We start from the raw sequence: 17,673 nt of genomic DNA on the forward strand, positions 1-17,673 counted from the left end.
GCCTGCAACTATTTCCCGAAGAGTTTTCCCAACAGCCCTTTGTTGGCTTTTTGCAATCTTTCATAATGGGATGCAGCCCTCTTGACACCTAGTTCCATTGCTTCATGATAGAGTGCCTCTGCTTTCTTCTTATCTTTGTCTATACCAACACCGTTTTCGTAAAATTGTGCCAGGTCGCAGATGGCTTCAGGGTAGTCGTCGTCCAGGGCAAGACGGTTGATGAGGGTAAAGGCTTCGGGCAGGTTCTTCTCAAGCAGTTCTCCCCTGAAAAGTTCCCTTGCCAGTATGAACTGTGCGAACTTTGACTCTGTGGCACCACAGATAAGCAGAAGCTGTGCCGCTTCGGCAATATTATTGTTCTCTTTAGGCTTTTGTATATGTGAAATGACCTCTTCCACTTCTGTCTCTGTGTACCCTTGGTTACTGATCTTCAGTAGCCAGTTGTCCACCGATTCATAACGCTCACTGCTGTCATGCAGCGGGGGGTACTGGATCAACATGTTTTTGAGTTTCTGGTCAATGTAGGGGATCGGTTTGTAGGCAGCGCTTGTCTCCTCTATCTCAGGTTCGTCAGCAGAAGCAGCGGGTGCACGCTCTTCACTTACTGCTTCCTCCTGGGGTTCTTTTCCGGCATCTGTTTCCTTTACTTCTTTATCTAGCACTGTAAAGTCTTTTGTCTCTGTAAAGTCTTCTGTTACACTAAGGTCTTCTTCTACGCTTTCTTCCGAAATATTTTCTTCGGGAAGGTTGTCAAAGAGTCCATCATCCTCTGTATCGTTTTTATGGAAGGATGGCTGTTTGTCCTCCGGTGTATCGAAAAAATTATCTTTAGGAATGAAGTTTGTATCGATGTGACTCTCTTTGGTCGTATGGGAATCCTCTACTGGAGTATAAAAAAAATCGTCATGGTGTGTATGACTGATGTCAAGTTCGATGTTACCCGGCATGACATCCTCTACTGTCAGGTTCAGCAGGTTGTCAAAACTATCATTTTGCTGTGTTTCCTCAAGCGCTTCTTCGATTTTATCAATGTTTGCTTCAGTACTTTCTTCCGGGATCTCTTCTTTGGTCAGTGTATCAAAATCGAAAAGTTCTGTTTCTTCTCTTTTGGGCTCCTCTGGAGCAGTGACAAAAAGGTCAAATTGTTCAATGATCTCCTGGTCATCCTGAGGGATTCTTTGAACGATCTCTTCTGTTGGCGTCTCAATATATTTAGTAATGAGTGCCTGTGTCTGGGCATAGTTTTGTGCCTGCAGACCTGCAATAATTTCTTTAAGCTTGGGGTCAGACCTGAGGGAAGCGAGTTTAAGTATCTGCAGTTGTATGGTTTCAATGTCGGTAAGTGAAATAGCTATATTGATGATCTGAAGACGCTTTTTGGTTTGATTCATATAGTGATCCTGAAGTAGGGAGTCTAATGAGAAAATTATAGCAAAATAATGCTTTACTTGGGTGTTGACATTTGGCTATTACATTTGGCTATCAGTTATATAACATTATAATAGAGGTGAATTAGTAACAAGAGGAAGAATAATGAAAAAACTCTGGATAATATTTCTCTTCATTGTTGAAGTGTATGCAGCCAACGAAGCAATGCTGATAGGGCAATGGAACAATGTCAGTACGGGTGTTAACAATGGTACTAGGATAACCGAATGTGAATTTCTCAGATTTAATGCAGACCATACTTTCGGTACGGTGCTGCTTGTCACAGTGAAAAAAGGAAATGCCTATATGAAAGACCTTCGTATCGAAGGGACAGGTACATGGAAGACAAGAGGAAATATCCTGGTAGCCGTTGTCAATAACATTGAAGTACCGGTTGCCGGAGAAGTGTACCGGATATCCCAAAGTTCACTTGAAAATATTGCAGTGACATTTCACAACCGTTTCAAGAATGACCCGATCCGCATTTTGGTCATGAAACAGTTGAATCGTCAGAAACTGGTAACGGAAAATGAAAAGAAGATATTCGCGACTTATACGCGGACAAACTAATTTCCCTGTTTATGTATCAGAAAAAAGAATAAAGGAAATCGGGTTTTGTTTTTTATTGATGCCATGCAATTAAGGAAGTATAATACTGATTTGTAAGAAATAGCCTACAGACAAACTTAAAAATAATTGATAGTATAATAGGTATAGAATAAATTAGGAAGGAGTATTGCTAAAGATGACTAAAAAAATACTGATTGTTGATGATGTAAATTTCAATATTGAATTTGAATCGAAAATAATTTTAAATATGATGAGTGAACTCAAGATAGACTGCAATATAGATGAAGCAAATACAGTAGAAAAAGCCTATGAGCTGATTGACAACAGCGATCCGTATGATGCGATGATCATCGATATGAATCTACCGGATGGTACCGGTGTTGAAATTGCAAAGTATGCCAGAAAAAAAAGTGAAGAGACACGGTTGGCGGCCTTGACTATCTATCCAAATGAGTATGCAAAGGAACGGAGCTACTTTGATCTTTTTATGAAAAAGCCTATTATGGTTCAATCATTCATGCAGAATTTTATGAGACTGTTACAAATTGGCTGATTCCCAAAGTAGATTAAGCATATGAATTCTTCTGTAACGGATGCTTTGACCGAACTTCCCGGCTACAATGTGCTCGTAGAGCATCTGGGAAAGAAACTGCATTCCGAGAATTTCCTTCCTACCGGAATACTCTATCTTGAGATAGAAGACCTGGTACGCTTTAACGAAATATTCGGTTACGATACAGACAAACAGATACTTCTCAATCTTAGCCAAAACATTTCAAACCTTTTTGATGATGAACTTTTTATACGTCTTGGAACTTATGATTTTGTCATTATGAAAGAGGGTGTTGAAGAGAGCAGTACATTGATGGTAATTGCTGAAAAAATCATCAATCTTTTGCGTGAACCCATCAGTTTTGGCGACAATCTGTTTTATATTACCGCAGCGATCGGAATCAGTATTTCCTCTAAAGAAGAGAGAGATCCGTTGATGCTGATCAAAAAGGCCGAGCATGCGATGAAAGAGTCAAAAAGAGAGGGGATAAACCGTATTTCTGTCAGTTCTGATACAGTTGATTTCTCTTATGAACATGAATTCAGGCTGCTCCATGATCTTCCTTATGCCCTAGAGAATGGAGAAATCTATTTTGCCTATCAGGCACAATACAGCTATGAAAAGTCTGCATTTACAGGTGTGGAGATGCTGGCACGATGGGAGCACCCTGAACTTGGTAATATCCCTCCCAGAATTTTTATACCTCTTGCGGAAAAAAGCGGTATGATCACACCATTGATGACGCGGACACTTATTGAAGCTGCATCGATGTTTCGTAGACTTGAAGAACACAATATTATAGAGTTTTCCATTGCAGTAAACCTCCCTTTTCAGGTTTTAATGGAAGAAAGTTTTCTTGATACTGTACGCTTTTTACTTGATGCCTATGCACTCAAAGGCAAAGCATTGACATTTGAAATCATGGAAGATACTATCCCTGATCATCTCGAAAGTTTTTCGGCACGCCTGAATGAGGCAAAGTCGCTGGGCTTTTCTCTTGCGATAGATGACTACGGAACAGGACACACTTCATTGACCTATCTGCTGCATTTCCCGATTGATTATTTGAAAATAGATCGTTCTTTCGTACACAACATACATCTAAGCAGAAGAAACTATCTACTCTTCAAGTCAATTATTGATATGGCGAAGGCACTTGAATTGAAAGTAATTGCCGAAGGTGTGGAGACAAAAGAAGAAGATAATGTGCTGCGACAGTTTAAAGAGATCACTGTACAGGGGTATCTGTACAGCAAACCGGTCAAAGAAGACAAACTGATTGATCTGATAGAACAAACTATACCTACTGTATAGTTTTTGCCAGCTCCAAAGTTTCCTGTATAGATTTTTTATTGAACGGTTTTCCTACATACATGTCAAACATTTCCCTGTTGTTTTCATCTTTGGAACCATCTCCGGAAATGGATACTGCAAAGAGTCTCTTCCCACGCTTTTGAGTTTCCATCTCTCTGTATCGTGCAATGACCTCCGAACCTGAAAGTTTAGGCATTTGTTTATCGAGATAGACGAGCTGATATGGGGTATTCTGTTTCAGGCCTTCTTTGAGCAATGCAAGTGCTGCTTCACCATCAGTAACTGTCTCTATATGGCATAACTCATCTGCGAGAATGGCTTTGATCAGTTCGACATTGATTCTGTCATCATCTGCAACAAGTATGCGAAGAGGCTGATTTCCGCTGATAAATTCATAAAGTTCTTTTGCATAGTAGCCATACTGGGAGATGATGGTGTTGATACTGTTCTCCTCCTGGAGAAGGGAAAGAAATTTTTCTTCCACAGTAAGTAGAGAGATATTTTTTATTTCTGTTTCCCTTTGAATTTCTTCAGTGAGTTGGTCCTGATAACAGATAACATGGGTTATATTTTTTGGGATGGTTTCCATTTTTTTCAATGTAGGTATCTGTGTTTTTTCGATACCCAGTTTTGTGAGATACCGTACCATGTTTCTTGCGCTGGGAAGGTTGTGTTTGGCAAATACCAGTCCTATCTGTACATGGGTATTGTGTATAGATGGCAACATAGCTTCATGATTGTTAACATTGAGAGGCAGTGAAAAATAGAAACTGCTGCCTTTGTCAAGTTCACTTTTAAGTTTGAGTTTTCCTCCGAGGGCACTGACATACTCTTTGGCGATACTCAGTCCGAGACCCGTACCACCATATCGCTGCTTTGTGTCCTTTTCAGCTTGTGAAAACGCCTTGAATATCTCTTCCTGTTTCTCCGGATCGATGCCGATTCCGCTATCGTTAACCGATATTTTCATCTTCTTTTCATCTGCTTTGTACTGTACAAGAAGGGAGATATCCCTTCCTGATGGAGTGAATTTGTAGGCGTTGTTCAGCAGGTTCATCAAAACACGTTTGAGCTTGCCATCTTCTATCGTGATCTCTTTGGGAAGTGCCGGGTCAATGAAAATATTGTAAGTGATCCCTTTATTGTACATATTAGCTGAGAATGTTTCTGCAACATCAGCAAGGAATTTTGTAGGATTCAGTGTCACTGCTTCATCTTTGCTCCGCTCTCTCTGGGATGAGATGCGGTCAAGAATAGAGCTTGTCAGATCATTGATAAAATGGGCACTTTCTTTGGCATTTTGGATGTACTGAAGCAGTCTCCTGTCCTCAAGATGATCTTCGAGAAGTTCAAGAAAACCATACAGGGAGTTTGCGGGAGTTCGAATGTCATGGACTGTATTGGCAAGAAAACTGAGTGTCTCTTCACTTTCTTCTGTTTTTTGCTGTTGCTGCTGTACTTCTTCGACTTTTTCAACCAGGTCTTTAGAACTCTCAGTCAGACGCTGGCTGACATAAACTTCCGTTGTTTGTTCTTTCATCTCCGGATACATCATATAAATGACATTGGTCAGGAAAGGTGCAAGTGTCTCGAGTATCTCCATATCGTCTTCGGTGAAATTTTTGATCTTATGGATGGAAGAGTATGCAGTGATCATTCCCAAAAAGTTTTCTTCGTCAATGATGGGGAAGATGATCTTCGATTTGATCCTGATATTATCCGGATTGTCGACTTCGGCCAGATATTCTTTTTCACTGGCAAGGTAGTTGAAAATACCGCCGCTCAGGGTAAAGAAACATTTGGCAAATACCCCATGCTGGCCGAGCATGGATATTTCGTTGACACTGTCATCGTTTCGGGCTCTCAATAAAGATGCGGTCTCTTTATGAAAAACCCACAAAGAGGCATACTCTGTGCCCATGACATGTTTTATGAGATTTTCTGCAATTTTGTTAATCTCTATATGGTCTGAAGCAGACTGTATTTTACGTGTAGATTCAGATACAAGTGCTTTAAGTTCTTTAGGTTCAATCTGTCCCATTTTTTAATTTCCTGAAATTATTGTTCGTATAATATAGCTGTAATTGTAGTACAAAATCTCCTGTATGACTGTAGGATATTTCCTACATACACATCATAGGATTATTTGTTAATATTCCGAACAATCAAAAAAGGAACTACAATATGGAAAGACCAACACCTACCGATGTAGAACGCGAAGTAACCAACGTTGACATGATCGTATCCAAAGGAGATGCCGAAGGTAATATTACCTATACCAATCCGATCTTTATGAAAATTTCCGGCTACTCTCAGGGAGAACTGCTGGATAAACCTCATGCTATTTTAAGACACCCCGATATGCCAAAAGCGATCTTCAAATACCTTTGGGACAATATCTCCGAAGGTAAAGAAGTACATGCATATGTCAAAAACCTATGCAAAGACGGCAGTTACTACTGGGTTTTAGCTCAGGTGAGAATGGCAAAGAATCCCGATGGTTCTTTTAGAAACTATGTCTCCACCAGGAAAAAGGTGAGTGAAAGTGCCAAAAAGACCATAAGTGAACTCTATGCAAAAATGCTTGAGGCAGAAAAAGAGAACGGTATTGATGCTTCAGTAAAGGTACTGGAGGATTTTCTTGCACAAAAAGGTCACAGCCTGGCAACATTTAATGAATGTATGGACGAACTCAACAAACAATAAACTAAAGGAAAAACAATGATCGATTTTAACAATGCAATGAAAAGACTGCGTGTCGTAAACGGCTATCTTGGTTCAGCTGTACTGAACTATTCCGGAGAGACACTTTATATTGACAATGAAAATACCGGAACAGATATTCCCTACTCTGCGAGTATCTTTAATGATGCATACAGAATGATATCTGAATCCTCTTTGGATGTCGGTTTCTCTGAAGCTTCCTCTATTGAAGCAAAGACACTGGACGGGCATGTGTTTCTCATTAACAGTGCAGGGTTGCTCTCTGACGACAACTTTGCAAAGATCAACGTATTTGCCATCTTCAGAGATGACGGAAATGTCGCTTTGGCAAAAATGATTATGGACAAATCAGCTAAGAATATGTCTGAAGAACTGGCGAAGATGTAAAACAGGTGCAATGACAAAAGGTCATTGCACAAAAAGTCAAAAATGAGGTGCACCATTAAAACATTATATTTGATAAGACATGCCAAATCAAGCTGGAAAGATATCGATGCCAGTGATTTCGAGCGTGGACTGACAAAAAAAGGCAAAAAAAGCATAGAGACCATCGGCTCCTATCTAAAGCTGAGAGGGGTATGCCCTGATATTATTCTTTCCAGTTGTGCACTCAGAGCACAGGAGACTGCCGACTGTCTTGCTAAAAAACTGGAGTTTGACGGGAAAATCAATTATATGCAGGAACTCTATTTTACTGATACAGAGACACTTAAACAAATTGTCATGCTTCAGGAAAATGATGCCGATACCATATTTGTCATAGGACACAATCCGCAAATTACGGATATGGCAAATAGTCTGATCGATGAACATATCTCCAAGATTCCAACCATGGGCGTTGTCGCCACCAATTTTGATATTGAGCAGTGGAGTGATCTGGGAAATGTAAAAGGCACGATGGATTTTTTTATTTCACCCAAACAGTTTCAGTACTATATTCCGAACCAAATAAGGGCGATACTAAATAAAGAAGTGTAGAATATTATATGAATTACCGCACCAACTAAATACTCAAACAGGGAGTAACAGTTTATTTATGCGAAAATCACTTCAGGAGCTTCTTCAGGAAGCGGGTGAATGTACCTTGCTTTATGTGGAAGATAATCAATTTGTCAGAGAGAGTACACTTGATCTTCTTCAAATGTATTTCAGCCATATCGAAAGTGCCAAAAATGGTGAAGAAGGGTTGAAGAAGTATCAGGCTTTTTATGAAAAAGAGGGGAAATACTTTGACATTGTACTGACAGATATCAATATGCCCAAACTCAACGGGATTGAAATGATACGTCAGATCAAAACACTGAATGAACGCCAAATGGTTGTTGTCTTTTCCGCACATGGTGAAGCGAAATATCTCTTTGAACTTATCGATCTTGAAGTGATGCACTTCATTCTTAAACCCATAGACATAGAGCGTTTTGAAAAAGTCCTTGCTGATGCAGTTGAGATCATATTGAAAAGGCGCCAATACAGGCAAATGCATGAAGATCTTGCCCGGTCGAAAAAGCTGGCAGAAGAAGCAACAGAACAAAAAAGCCGTTTTCTTGCCAATATGTCTCATGAAATACGTACACCTCTCAATGCGATCACCGGATTTATCAAACTGTTGGAAGAGAATGAAAAAGATGAAACAAAACTGAAGTATCTGAAAATCGTCGAAAACTCCTCAGAGTCTCTGCTGCAAATTATCAATGATATTCTGGATATTTCCAAAATTGAAAGCGGTAACCTCATGATTGAGCCTTACAATTTCAATCCTTATGAAGATCTGATCATGATCGCTGAACTCTTTCAGACAAGGGCCGCAGAGAAAAATATCATTTTTCAGATCAGATACAACAATAATATGCCAAAGATACTTTTCGGAGATGCGCTGAGGATCAAACAGATCTTTACCAATCTGCTCTCCAATGCCATAAAATTCACACCGGAGGGTTCCGTAGTCAAATGTATCATCTGGTACAAAAACGGGCAGCTTAATATCAGGGTGAAAGATTACGGTATCGGGATCAGTGAAAAAAAGCAGAAAGCAATTTTTGAACCTTTTATGCAGGCAGATAGTTCGACAGTCAGAAACTATGGTGGAACAGGGCTTGGACTCAGTATCAGTCTGGAACTGACACGCATGCTTGGTGGTACACTTACCCTGAAAAGCGAAAAAGAGAAGGGAAGTATCTTTACTCTTTCCATTCCTCTGGAAACAGGGAAAGAAAATGAGGGGAAAAGTACGGAGATTTCATTGCCAAAGGGGCACATTCTTATTGTCGAAGATCAAGAAGCAAATAGGATGCTGCTTAGCATCATTTTGGAAAATAGCGGGATGACATATGAAATGGCGAATGATGGCGTAGAAGCAGTTGAAAAATTCAAATCCGGAAAATTTGACTTGATACTTATGGATGAGAATATGCCAAATATGAGCGGTATGGAAGCGGTTAAAGAACTGTTGAAAATAGAAAATCTGGAGAAAAGGCTCCATACTCCTGTCATTTCCCTGACAGCGAATGCCCTTAAGGGTGACAGAGAACGTTTTCTGCAGGCAGGTTTCGATGATTACCTGAGCAAACCGGTAGAACCGAAAAGTCTGATGGCTGTGATGGCACGTTTGCTGCAAGTCTCCTCCGTATTTCCTAAAGAGATATAATGAAAAATGTAGAGTTGCAGGAAGCATACTTCTCTTCCCAGAAAACAAGACTGCTGCTACGGGTACTGGCGATACTGGCAATTACAATTGCTGTGATGTTGCTTGTCAGACTTTCAGAGGGCGATTATAATCAGTTTGTGGCAGATATCCTTTTTGAAGGCATCGTTGTTTTTGGCTACGTCAGACTGAAAAAAGATGCCTCAGCCTACAAGGTGATTACACGGATAGTCTTTTTTTCTGCAATTTTTGTTTCCTTTTTTCTACTGCGTAATCATCCGGATATGCCCATACGTTTTATCTGGTTCTCCACCATTGTCTACATGATCTACTATCTTTTTGACAAACGAGAAGCATATTATTGGATAAGTATGCTCACAGTGGTACTCCTGATACTTTATTTTAGCGATATGCAGAGTTTCTCATTGAGTGTGATAGATTTTTTTATCTGGATACTGAACATGGTCATCGTATTGATGATTTCTCACTGGTATGCGACAATAGAGGAGGCTTCAACAAAGAAACTTCTTTATATCCAACACAGGCTGGCTGAAGAGGTCAGTAAAAAAACCTGGGAACTTGAACGAAGAACAAAGGAATTGGAAGCACTAAATCAAAATCTCGAAGATCGGGTCGGAGAAGCGGTACGGAAAAACAGTGAACAGGAGCAACTCCTTTTCATACAGGCACGTCATGCACAAATGGGTGAAGCATTGAGTATGATCGCACATCAGTGGAGACAGCCGCTCAATGCCATTGCTTTAACCAATGTAGGTATGCAAAAAGTACTGAGAAGCGCTCACTGTGATATAGAGCAGTTTACAGCAAAAACCAAACGTATTGAAGAATATGTGCAGCACCTTTCGCAGACCATTGATGATTTCAGAAACTTTTTTCGTTTTGATTCCGAAAAGTCTGATTTTGTACTCTCAAAAACAGTGGACGATGCGCTGGACCTGATTGGTTCCGGACTGAAAGCAGAAGGAATTACGGTTACTATAGAAGAAATATGCCACTGTATCGTTTACTCCTACCCCAATGAGGTAATCCATGTCATATTGAATCTTTTGAATAATGCCAGAGATGCACTTACCGCTAAAAACATAGATGATAAACATATCATTATCAGGATGTACCGAGACAGGAAGTCAGTATATTTGGAGATAGAAGATAGCGGAGGAGGTATTCCGGAAGTGTTGATCGAAAAAGTCTTTGATCCTTACTTTACGACAAAAGAAGAAAGCGGAGGAACCGGCCTGGGACTGTATATGTCCAAACTAATCGTAGAAAAACACTGCCAGGGGAGATTGGAGGTGAAAAATACAGATAAAGGTGCATGCTTTAGAGTTTGTTTTCCTCTCGAGTCGGAGTAGAGTACTTTTCCCCCATAAAGGTTTCATAGGCAAAACGCTGTAGCTGTGAAGTCGTCTCAAATGAGAGTTTTTCCATGATCCGTGTGCGGTAGGTAGATATCGTTTTTGGACTGACATTCATATTCTCTGCGATCTCTTTGGGAGCCTGCCCCGCTGCAATAAGATTCAGTACTTCAAACTCCCGTTTTGATAGGATCTCTACGAGATCTTTTTCTTCTTTCCCTAGGTCTGTCCCCAATGGAAGAATCTCTTCAAATTTATTGCTGATATACTTTTTCCCCCTCATGATCGTAGTAATGGCATCGATAAGCTCGGAAGAGACTATTGATTTATTAAGATAGCCGGATGCCCCATTTTTAAAAGTACGAAGTGCGTAAATCTCTTCAGGGTAGGCACTCAATACCAGTATTGGCACCGAAGGGTATAGACTGCTGATATTTTCAAGGGTACTCAGTCCGTTTGTATCCCCCAGATTGAGATCGAGAATAAGAAGATCCGGGACAGCTTTTTCAAGTGCCTCAAGGAGTTCCGTATAGCTGGATGCCTCAGTGTGAATATGCATATCATTATGTGCTTCTATGATCATACTTAATCCGCTGCGTATCAGTTCATGATCATCAGCGATTGTAATTTGTATCATACTAAATCATCCATTTGGTTACTTTTTCTATTTTATTTTTGATTATACATCTTTTTTTCTTTCCTGAAACTTGCAAAAAAATATATATTCAAAGAGTAAATAGTGTAAAATATGCTTAAAAAAGAAGTAAAAAATGGAAAAACTGATTACAGAGACAATGTTGATCGCAAGTGAGAAATTTCAAAACTTCGGCTTTAAAAAAGAGCAGATAGAACAATTGCTTACATCCGGGAAGCGGGATCTTGAAGAAGAAAGTGAAAAACTAAAAATACTGCTCGATGAAAGGACACCCGACATTGAAAAGATCAACCAGTCTTTGCATGCACTCAAAGGTTTATTGTACAATCTTGGAAATATGGAAGCCGGAGATATTATGGCAGATCTCAAGAATAATCTTGATACTGCAAAGCAGATTGAAAAGATCAAAAAAATACTTTAGTTTAATTGCTTTCTCCGAAAGCTGCTGATATTTTCTTTTCCAGATCATTGATATCGAAAGGTTTTTGGATAAAATCAACCGCACCCATTTCACGTAGTTCAGCTTCATTGTCCTGATCTACCGAGATAACCAGTACCGGTATATCACTGAGTGCAGTATTTCCTTTTATCTCTTTCAGAAACTCTTCTCCTGTCATAATCGGCATACGAATATCCAACAGGATCATATCGATTTCTGTTCCGGATGAATTTAATATTTCCAATGCTTCTGCTCCATCATAGGATGGTATAGTTTTAAAAGTTGAGATATTGGCCAGTAATGCCTGCAGCAACTGCATATTGAATGTATCGTCTTCGGCAATCAGTATGGTTTTGGCTCCGAAATTCTTTAAACTCATTATTTCCTCTTATTATTTAGATTAATTTTTATAAACATAAAACATTATACTCAAAATAAGCTTTTAAATATGTAGGAAAACTCCTACAAAGTTTAGCTCAAAAAGTAGATAAAATGTTTTAGCAATCCAAGATGGGATGGACGGGATAAAGATGATCCGGCATATACACAACCTGGATTGTGAAATACCAGTTGTAGTTTCCTATAAATTGGCGGAAAGCGCCAGCAGTCTGCAGGAATTTTCGAGAATGGCGACCTTCTTTGCCATTTCGGTGATATCTCTGTCATAAGAGATCAGTCCGTATCCTTTGATGAGCAGCAGGTGGCTGTCATGTTTCTGGAAGAATTGCGGTATCTCATAGGGGGCACGTTCCACCCAGTCATCGATACTTTTTGGGTCATACACAATGATCTCCCCGAGGATCTTTTTGCCGTGAAAATCCTGGGGAGAGACCTTTCCGTGTTTTAACGAGTAGGCAGTTGCATAGGGAGGCATTGTGAAGCAGATATATTTGGCATTGGGAATATTTTCGTAAATGCGTTCATGAATGGGGACATCTATGCTTGCTTCACTCCATCGGTAATCCCTTTTGAGGCAGTCAAGTGCTATGAGTCCTTCCTCTGTTATTTCATCGAGTATAGTGTCTTTTTTGTTGATGATAAAGCCGCTTGCCGAGATACGCGCCGAGATCGATCCATGATAAACGCCAAAGAAGTTTTTGTTGAACATGGAGAGTGAGACATGCTTGATCTCTTCAATGAGATGTTTGTCCATTTGTAGAAACCTTTGTTAGGATTATTTCGCTATTATAACAGTAATATTTAGTGAATAGTGAATAGTGAATAGTGAATAGTGTTGGTATGTATTGCTGCGCGACACTTTTATGAAGAAGGGGAACAAGTGGAAACTCCGCATATACCGGTACTTTTGGAAGAAGTGTTAGAGAGTTTCAGCAGAGTGCCGGAAGGGTATTTCGTTGACTGTACCCTGGGGTATGCCGGCCATAGTTCCGAAATACTGAAACGCTACGATCATTTGAAACATATCGGTATTGACAGGGATGATGAAGCGTTGGCTTTTTCAAAAAAACGTCTAGAGCCTTTCCGTGACAGAAGCACCCTCTATAAAGGTACCTTCGCTACGGTACTGCCTACGCTTAAAGAAGCACCAGTGACCGCTTTGCTTGCCGATTTCGGGGTTTCCTCCCTGCAGCTTGATAAAAAAGAGCGGGGATTTGCCTTCGATTCGGAAACACTCGATATGCGTATGGACGCAAATGCGCCACTCTCCGCCTATGAGGTGGTCAACACATATCCCAAAGAGAAGCTGGAGTATATCTTCGATACTTACGGAGAAGTACGTTCCTATAAAAAACTGGCATCCGCTGTGGTTGATGCCAGGGCCAAAGCACCCATAGAGAGTGCCAAAGCGCTGAGTGAGATAGCCAAAGGCGTTATCCCCCCTGGAGGAAAAATACACCCGGCGACCCTGATGTTTCAGGCGATCCGCATAGAGGTCAACAATGAACTCGGAGAGATAGAAGGGCTGCTCGATGCCATTGAAGCCAAACATTACGAAGGGGAAGTGGTCTCACTCATTACCTTTCATTCGCTGGAAGACCGTCTGGTCAAGAACCGCTTCAGGAAATGGAGTCAGGAATGTATCTGCGATCCCCATGCGATCCGCTGTACCTGCGGCAAGAAGCATGCATTGGGCAAAGCACTCTCACGCAAACCGGTGACCGCCTCCAAAGAGGAGCTCAGGGTCAACCCCAGAAGCCGATCGGCCAAACTCAGAAGTTTCAGATTCAAGAGTGACAGCTAAAATGGCAGAAAATGTAAAGAAAAAAAGGCCTGACGGAATCACTTTCAAGATGGTCATGATCATTCTTATCTCTGTGGCGATCGTACTGATCCTTGCGAGTATCAAGATCTATCTGAGTAATCAGATCTATTATGAAAGCAAAAAGGTCAACAAAATGCAGAGGGAAGTTTCGGCGCTCAAAGCTGAAAAGGTACTTCTTGAGCAAAATATTGAAGCCTTGAAATTTAAGAACAGGGTTACAGATACGATCTTTATACTTGACAGCACGGAAGAGTAGATGATCAGACAATTCGTTACTTTCGCTGTCGACAGGCCAGTTATCAATCATATTTTGATGGTCTTCATGCTGGTACTTTCCATTTTTGCCTACCAGGACATTCCCAAAGAGATATTCCCGCCTTCAGAACTCGATCAGATAACCATTACCGGAGGTTACCCCGGTGCCAGTGCGGATGTATTGGACAAGATGGCCGTCAGGAACATTGAAGACGAAATAAAGAGTATCAGTGAGATCGACAATATCGATACCGTGATACAGAACGGTTTTTTCTCTATTCGCGCAGATATCAAAGAGGGCAGCGACAATCAGCTGGTCCTTGGGGATGTCAAAGATGTCATCGCCAATATCAGGCGGGATCTTCCTGCCGATATGGATGAACCCATTGCCAAGATCACTGTACATGATTTCCCTTTGCTGCTTGTTGCGATCTCGGGTAATGTACCCAAAAAGAGGCTTCTGGATATTGCCGAAGACCTTAAAAGCAAACTGAGTGCCTACAAGGATCTTAGTGGAATCACCATACGCGGGGATGCGGACGATGAAGTGCTCATCGAGCTGGACAATGAAAAACTCACTGCCTACGGTCTTCCCAAAGAGAGTGTCTACAAAGCCATTTCAACACTCAGTTCCATTTTCCCCATAGGGACCATAGAACAGAAAGGCAGCCATCTTTATCTCTCTACAATTAATGGAGAGAAGTCGGCCAAAGCACTGGAATCGACACTGATCACTGTTGCAGGCAAAAGGGTACGCCTTGGTGATATCGCCCATGTCCAATTTGGCTTGAGCGAAAGCAATGAAATTTCCCATTTTAACGGTGTACAGAATATCTCCATCAATATCAACAAAACCAAAAAAGGTAATGCTATCGCCCTGAGCCGCGAGATCAAACAAATGTTAAAAGAGGTACAGAAAGAGTATAAGGATGTAGTCTTTGAAGCCTATACCGATACCTCCATCTGGATCAAGAACCGTTTGAATCTGGTCTCTTCCAATATCCTTTTCGGACTAATCCTGGTCTTTCTGGCTCTGTTGCTGAGTGTCAACTACAAGATCGCACTGGTCGTGGCCATAGGGATACCGACAAGTTTCATGATCACCCTGATCGCAGCGGATATGATAGGCTACAGTCTGAATATGCTGACCCTGCTTGGGGCACTCATAGCCCTGGGGATGCTGGTGGACGAAGCCATTGTTGTAGCGGAAAATATCTATCGGCACATGGAAATGGGGAAAGCACCGAGGGAAGCTGCTATCGACGGCTCGCTGGAAATGTTCCCGGCTGTATTGACAGCGACATTGACAACGGTCTTTGCCTTCCTGCCTTTGCTCATTATGAGTGGAGAGATGGGAATGTTCATGAAAGTACTTCCTGTGATGATCTCTATTCTCCTGCTCTCATCACTTTTTGAAGCCTTCTATTTTCTGCCTTTGCATTCCAAAGAGTTTTTTTCCACGAAAGATATGAAGAAGGGGCATGACAGGAGTGACTTCTGGCTCAAACTCGATGTAATGTATGAAAGGCTGCTCGGAAAACTGCTCAAACGCAAAAAACGTTCACTCTTTCTGCTTGTAACTTTCATCATACTCTCTACCGTAGGCATGCTGGGACTGACCAAGTTCAAACTCTTTCCGGAATTCGATTCGACACAGATCTACCTGAACGGGAAGATCGATGTCAATTCCAAACTGGAAGATACTGAAAAAGTAGTCACCGAAATAGAAAAAAAACTGCTGGCCTATTATGGAAAGGAGGGGACCGAAGTCTCTTCCATTACTTCGGTCATCGGTCTCTACTTCAATGCGGACCAGACCTTCCAGACAGGGAAGAATCTTTTTCATATCTTCATCAACCTGCATGAGAAAGCGCCGGAAAACTTTTTTGACAAATACATCAACCCCATTCTCTCTCTGGAGTATGACGGCTCGGACATGATTAGAGAGAAAAAGGCGCAGGAGATCGCCACGGAAACGCAGAAAGATGTGGTTGAGGCATTCAGGAAGAAGAAACTGCCAAACGGTGAGAAACTCTTTTCCGAACTGAACATTTTTGTTCCGCAGACGGGTATCGTGGGACACGATATCGAGATAGGGCTCAATACCACCGATGAAAAAAAGCAGCTCGAAGCGATCGAACGGCTGAAGAAAGCGCTCGGAAGCATCAAGGGTGTTTTTGACATCACAGACAATGCTACCGAAGGGGTCAGGGAGCTGAAACTGCGTATCAACGAGTACGGGCAGATGCTTGGTTTCAATGAAGCCTATGTTACTTCGGTACTCAAAGGTTCGTTCCTCAAAGGCGAATACGGGAAGATGTTCGATACCAAGGGCTTGATACGTGTACGTATTGAGGACCCGGAGAAAGATGAAACCATGGATATCCGGTCTGTCAAACTGACCACACCGGATGGCAGGCAGGTCGTACGTCTTGATGATATAGCCGATTTCATCTATAAAAAGAGTTTTGTCAAGATATTCAAAGAGGATGGAGAGAGGGTTCGTACGGTCATTGCCAGAGTGGAGAGTAAGACCATACTGGCGACAGAAGTAATGGCCAGGATCAAACCACTCTTGAAAACTTTTGAGAAAGAGGGGATCAAAGTGATCATCAAGGGAGAGGAGAAGGAGAACACGCAGATGAAAAAAGAGATGTCTCAGGCTGCGATGATCGCGATCTTCCTCATCTTCATCTCTCTGGTATGGATGTTCAACTCACTGGTACTCCCGCTCATCATCGTTTCGACTATCCCACTTTCCATCGTGGGGGCATTGGTGGGAACTTACATTATGGGGATCAACCTGACTATGCCGGGTGTCATGGGAATGATAGGGCTTGCCGGGGTAGTGGTTAATGACGGGCTCATCATGCTCTCTTTCATTAAAGGATCGAAGGACCAGCATGAGATGATGCAAAAAGCCGGATACAGACTGCGCCCGATCCTGCTGACCTCCATTACTACGGTACTGGGGCTTTCAAGCATGATCTTCTTTGCCAGCGGGCAGGCGCTTATCATCCAGCCTATGGCGATATCGCTGGGCTTCGGGATCGCATGGGCGACCGTGCTGAATCTCTATTATGTGCCTTTGATGTATGCTGTTATTTATAAAGTTAAAAAAGTATTATTGACTATTCATTAATTATTTGTTTTTTAATGGTTGGTTTTGGAATGTTATAATATAATCAGAAAAGAGATGATCTTTTCGGACGATGTTGAGAGTTTCTGTTACTCCTTGTTTAAAATAGAGTTATATCCTATTTTCCTCTTAGCAATCGTGATCCCTCCCTACGAAGAAGCGGTTTTTTCATATTTTCATATTTTTGATGAGTTCCTATGGCTGGCGCTTCTTCTTTTTAGTGCTTTGTATTTTTCTTCGCCAATTCTAATCACTAACGCAATTTCACCTCAATTAAGCAGCTAACTTTCTAGCAAATTCTGTAAAAAACACTTCATACAATATTCTATAATCTGAAAGATTTCCCCGATACTTG

At 41.3% G+C, this 17,673-nt stretch carries 17 protein-coding genes; 12 read left to right on the forward strand and 5 right to left on the reverse strand.

What is annotated here, in order from left to right; all coding sequences use genetic code 11:
• Positions 1 to 8: 8 nt before the first annotated feature.
• Positions 9 to 1,391 (reverse strand): tetratricopeptide repeat protein, encoded by a 1,383-nt coding sequence (locus tag SUN_RS03205; RefSeq protein ID WP_011980311.1) that lies wholly within the window; start codon positions 1,389 to 1,391, stop codon positions 9 to 11.
• A 142-nt stretch (positions 1,392 to 1,533) separates the two neighbouring features.
• Between SUN_RS03205 and SUN_RS03210 the strand changes: the two genes are divergently transcribed.
• From SUN_RS03210 to SUN_RS03220, 3 genes are all read left to right on the forward strand, one after another.
• Positions 1,534 to 1,998 (forward strand): hypothetical protein, encoded by a 465-nt coding sequence (locus SUN_RS03210; protein ID WP_011980312.1) that lies wholly within the window; start codon positions 1,534 to 1,536, stop codon positions 1,996 to 1,998.
• A gap of 175 nt (positions 1,999 to 2,173) precedes the next feature.
• Positions 2,174 to 2,551: a response regulator gene (locus SUN_RS03215; protein ID WP_011980313.1), complete on the forward strand. Its 378-nt coding sequence runs from the start codon at positions 2,174 to 2,176 to the stop codon at positions 2,549 to 2,551.
• Positions 2,552 to 2,572: 21 nt separating this feature from the next.
• Positions 2,573 to 3,865, forward strand: a complete 1,293-nt coding sequence (locus SUN_RS03220; protein WP_011980314.1) for a putative bifunctional diguanylate cyclase/phosphodiesterase — start codon at positions 2,573 to 2,575, stop codon at positions 3,863 to 3,865.
• On the opposite strand, the gene SUN_RS03225 is transcribed toward SUN_RS03220, so the two are convergent.
• Complete coding sequence (locus SUN_RS03225; protein WP_011980315.1) at positions 3,855 to 5,906, reverse strand: hybrid sensor histidine kinase/response regulator; 2,052 nt, start codon at positions 5,904 to 5,906, stop codon at positions 3,855 to 3,857. The genes SUN_RS03220 and SUN_RS03225 overlap by 11 nt on opposite strands.
• 143 nt (positions 5,907 to 6,049) lie before the next feature.
• Between SUN_RS03225 and SUN_RS03230 the strand changes: the two genes are divergently transcribed.
• From SUN_RS03230 to SUN_RS03250, 5 genes are all read left to right on the forward strand, one after another.
• Positions 6,050 to 6,571, forward strand: coding sequence for a PAS domain-containing protein (locus SUN_RS03230; protein WP_011980316.1), 522 nt, complete (start codon positions 6,050 to 6,052; stop codon positions 6,569 to 6,571).
• A gap of 15 nt (positions 6,572 to 6,586) precedes the next feature.
• A complete protein-coding gene (locus SUN_RS03235; RefSeq protein ID WP_011980317.1) occupies positions 6,587 to 6,976 on the forward strand; it encodes a hypothetical protein in 390 nt (129 codons plus the stop codon).
• A gap of 69 nt (positions 6,977 to 7,045) precedes the next feature.
• The gene (locus SUN_RS03240; RefSeq protein WP_232501350.1) at positions 7,046 to 7,567 is read left to right on the forward strand and encodes a SixA phosphatase family protein; all 522 of its coding nucleotides are present in this window, start codon (positions 7,046 to 7,048) and stop codon (positions 7,565 to 7,567) included.
• Between the two features lie 58 nt (positions 7,568 to 7,625).
• Positions 7,626 to 9,233 carry a response regulator gene (locus tag SUN_RS03245; RefSeq protein ID WP_011980319.1) on the forward strand — a complete coding sequence of 536 codons (1,608 nt, stop codon included), beginning with the start codon at positions 7,626 to 7,628 and terminating at the stop codon, positions 9,231 to 9,233.
• The gene (locus SUN_RS03250) at positions 9,233 to 10,603 is read left to right on the forward strand and encodes a sensor histidine kinase (RefSeq protein WP_011980320.1); all 1,371 of its coding nucleotides are present in this window, start codon (positions 9,233 to 9,235) and stop codon (positions 10,601 to 10,603) included. The genes SUN_RS03245 and SUN_RS03250 overlap by 1 nt, the downstream gene beginning before the upstream one ends.
• On the opposite strand, the gene SUN_RS03255 is transcribed toward SUN_RS03250, so the two are convergent.
• Positions 10,572 to 11,243 (reverse strand): response regulator transcription factor, encoded by a 672-nt coding sequence (locus SUN_RS03255; protein WP_011980321.1) that lies wholly within the window; start codon positions 11,241 to 11,243, stop codon positions 10,572 to 10,574. The two genes, SUN_RS03250 and SUN_RS03255, sit on opposite strands and share 32 nt — an antisense overlap.
• A gap of 133 nt (positions 11,244 to 11,376) precedes the next feature.
• Here SUN_RS03255 and SUN_RS03260 point away from each other — a divergent pair, with 133 nt between their 5' ends.
• Positions 11,377 to 11,682 carry a hypothetical protein gene (locus SUN_RS03260; protein WP_041672662.1) on the forward strand — a complete coding sequence of 102 codons (306 nt, stop codon included), beginning with the start codon at positions 11,377 to 11,379 and terminating at the stop codon, positions 11,680 to 11,682.
• Between the two features lies 1 nt (position 11,683).
• Here SUN_RS03260 and SUN_RS03265 read toward each other — a convergent pair whose 3' ends face one another.
• Positions 11,684 to 12,079, reverse strand: coding sequence for a response regulator (locus SUN_RS03265; RefSeq protein ID WP_011980322.1), 396 nt, complete (start codon positions 12,077 to 12,079; stop codon positions 11,684 to 11,686).
• 201 nt (positions 12,080 to 12,280) lie between these two features.
• Positions 12,281 to 12,853 (reverse strand): class II aldolase and adducin N-terminal domain-containing protein, encoded by a 573-nt coding sequence (locus SUN_RS03270; protein WP_011980323.1) that lies wholly within the window; start codon positions 12,851 to 12,853, stop codon positions 12,281 to 12,283.
• Between the two features lie 126 nt (positions 12,854 to 12,979).
• Between SUN_RS03270 and rsmH the strand changes: the two genes are divergently transcribed.
• Genes rsmH through SUN_RS03285 form a run of 3 tightly spaced genes read left to right on the forward strand, consistent with a single transcriptional unit; the run spans position 12,980 to position 17,321 of the window.
• On the forward strand, positions 12,980 to 13,903 hold the full coding sequence (rsmH, locus tag SUN_RS03275) for a 16S rRNA (cytosine(1402)-N(4))-methyltransferase RsmH (RefSeq protein WP_011980324.1): 924 nt from the start codon (positions 12,980 to 12,982) through the stop codon (positions 13,901 to 13,903).
• A 1-nt stretch (position 13,904) separates the two neighbouring features.
• Positions 13,905 to 14,180, forward strand: a complete 276-nt coding sequence (locus SUN_RS03280) for a hypothetical protein (RefSeq protein ID WP_041672663.1) — start codon at positions 13,905 to 13,907, stop codon at positions 14,178 to 14,180.
• Positions 14,181 to 17,321 carry an efflux RND transporter permease subunit gene (locus SUN_RS03285; RefSeq protein ID WP_011980325.1) on the forward strand — a complete coding sequence of 1,047 codons (3,141 nt, stop codon included), beginning with the start codon at positions 14,181 to 14,183 and terminating at the stop codon, positions 17,319 to 17,321. It abuts the gene before it with no gap.
• Positions 17,322 to 17,673 lie beyond the last annotated feature (352 nt).

The sequence above is a fragment of the Sulfurovum sp. NBC37-1 genome, assembly GCF_000010345.1.
Taxonomy (GTDB): Bacteria; Campylobacterota; Campylobacteria; order Campylobacterales; family Sulfurovaceae; genus Sulfurovum.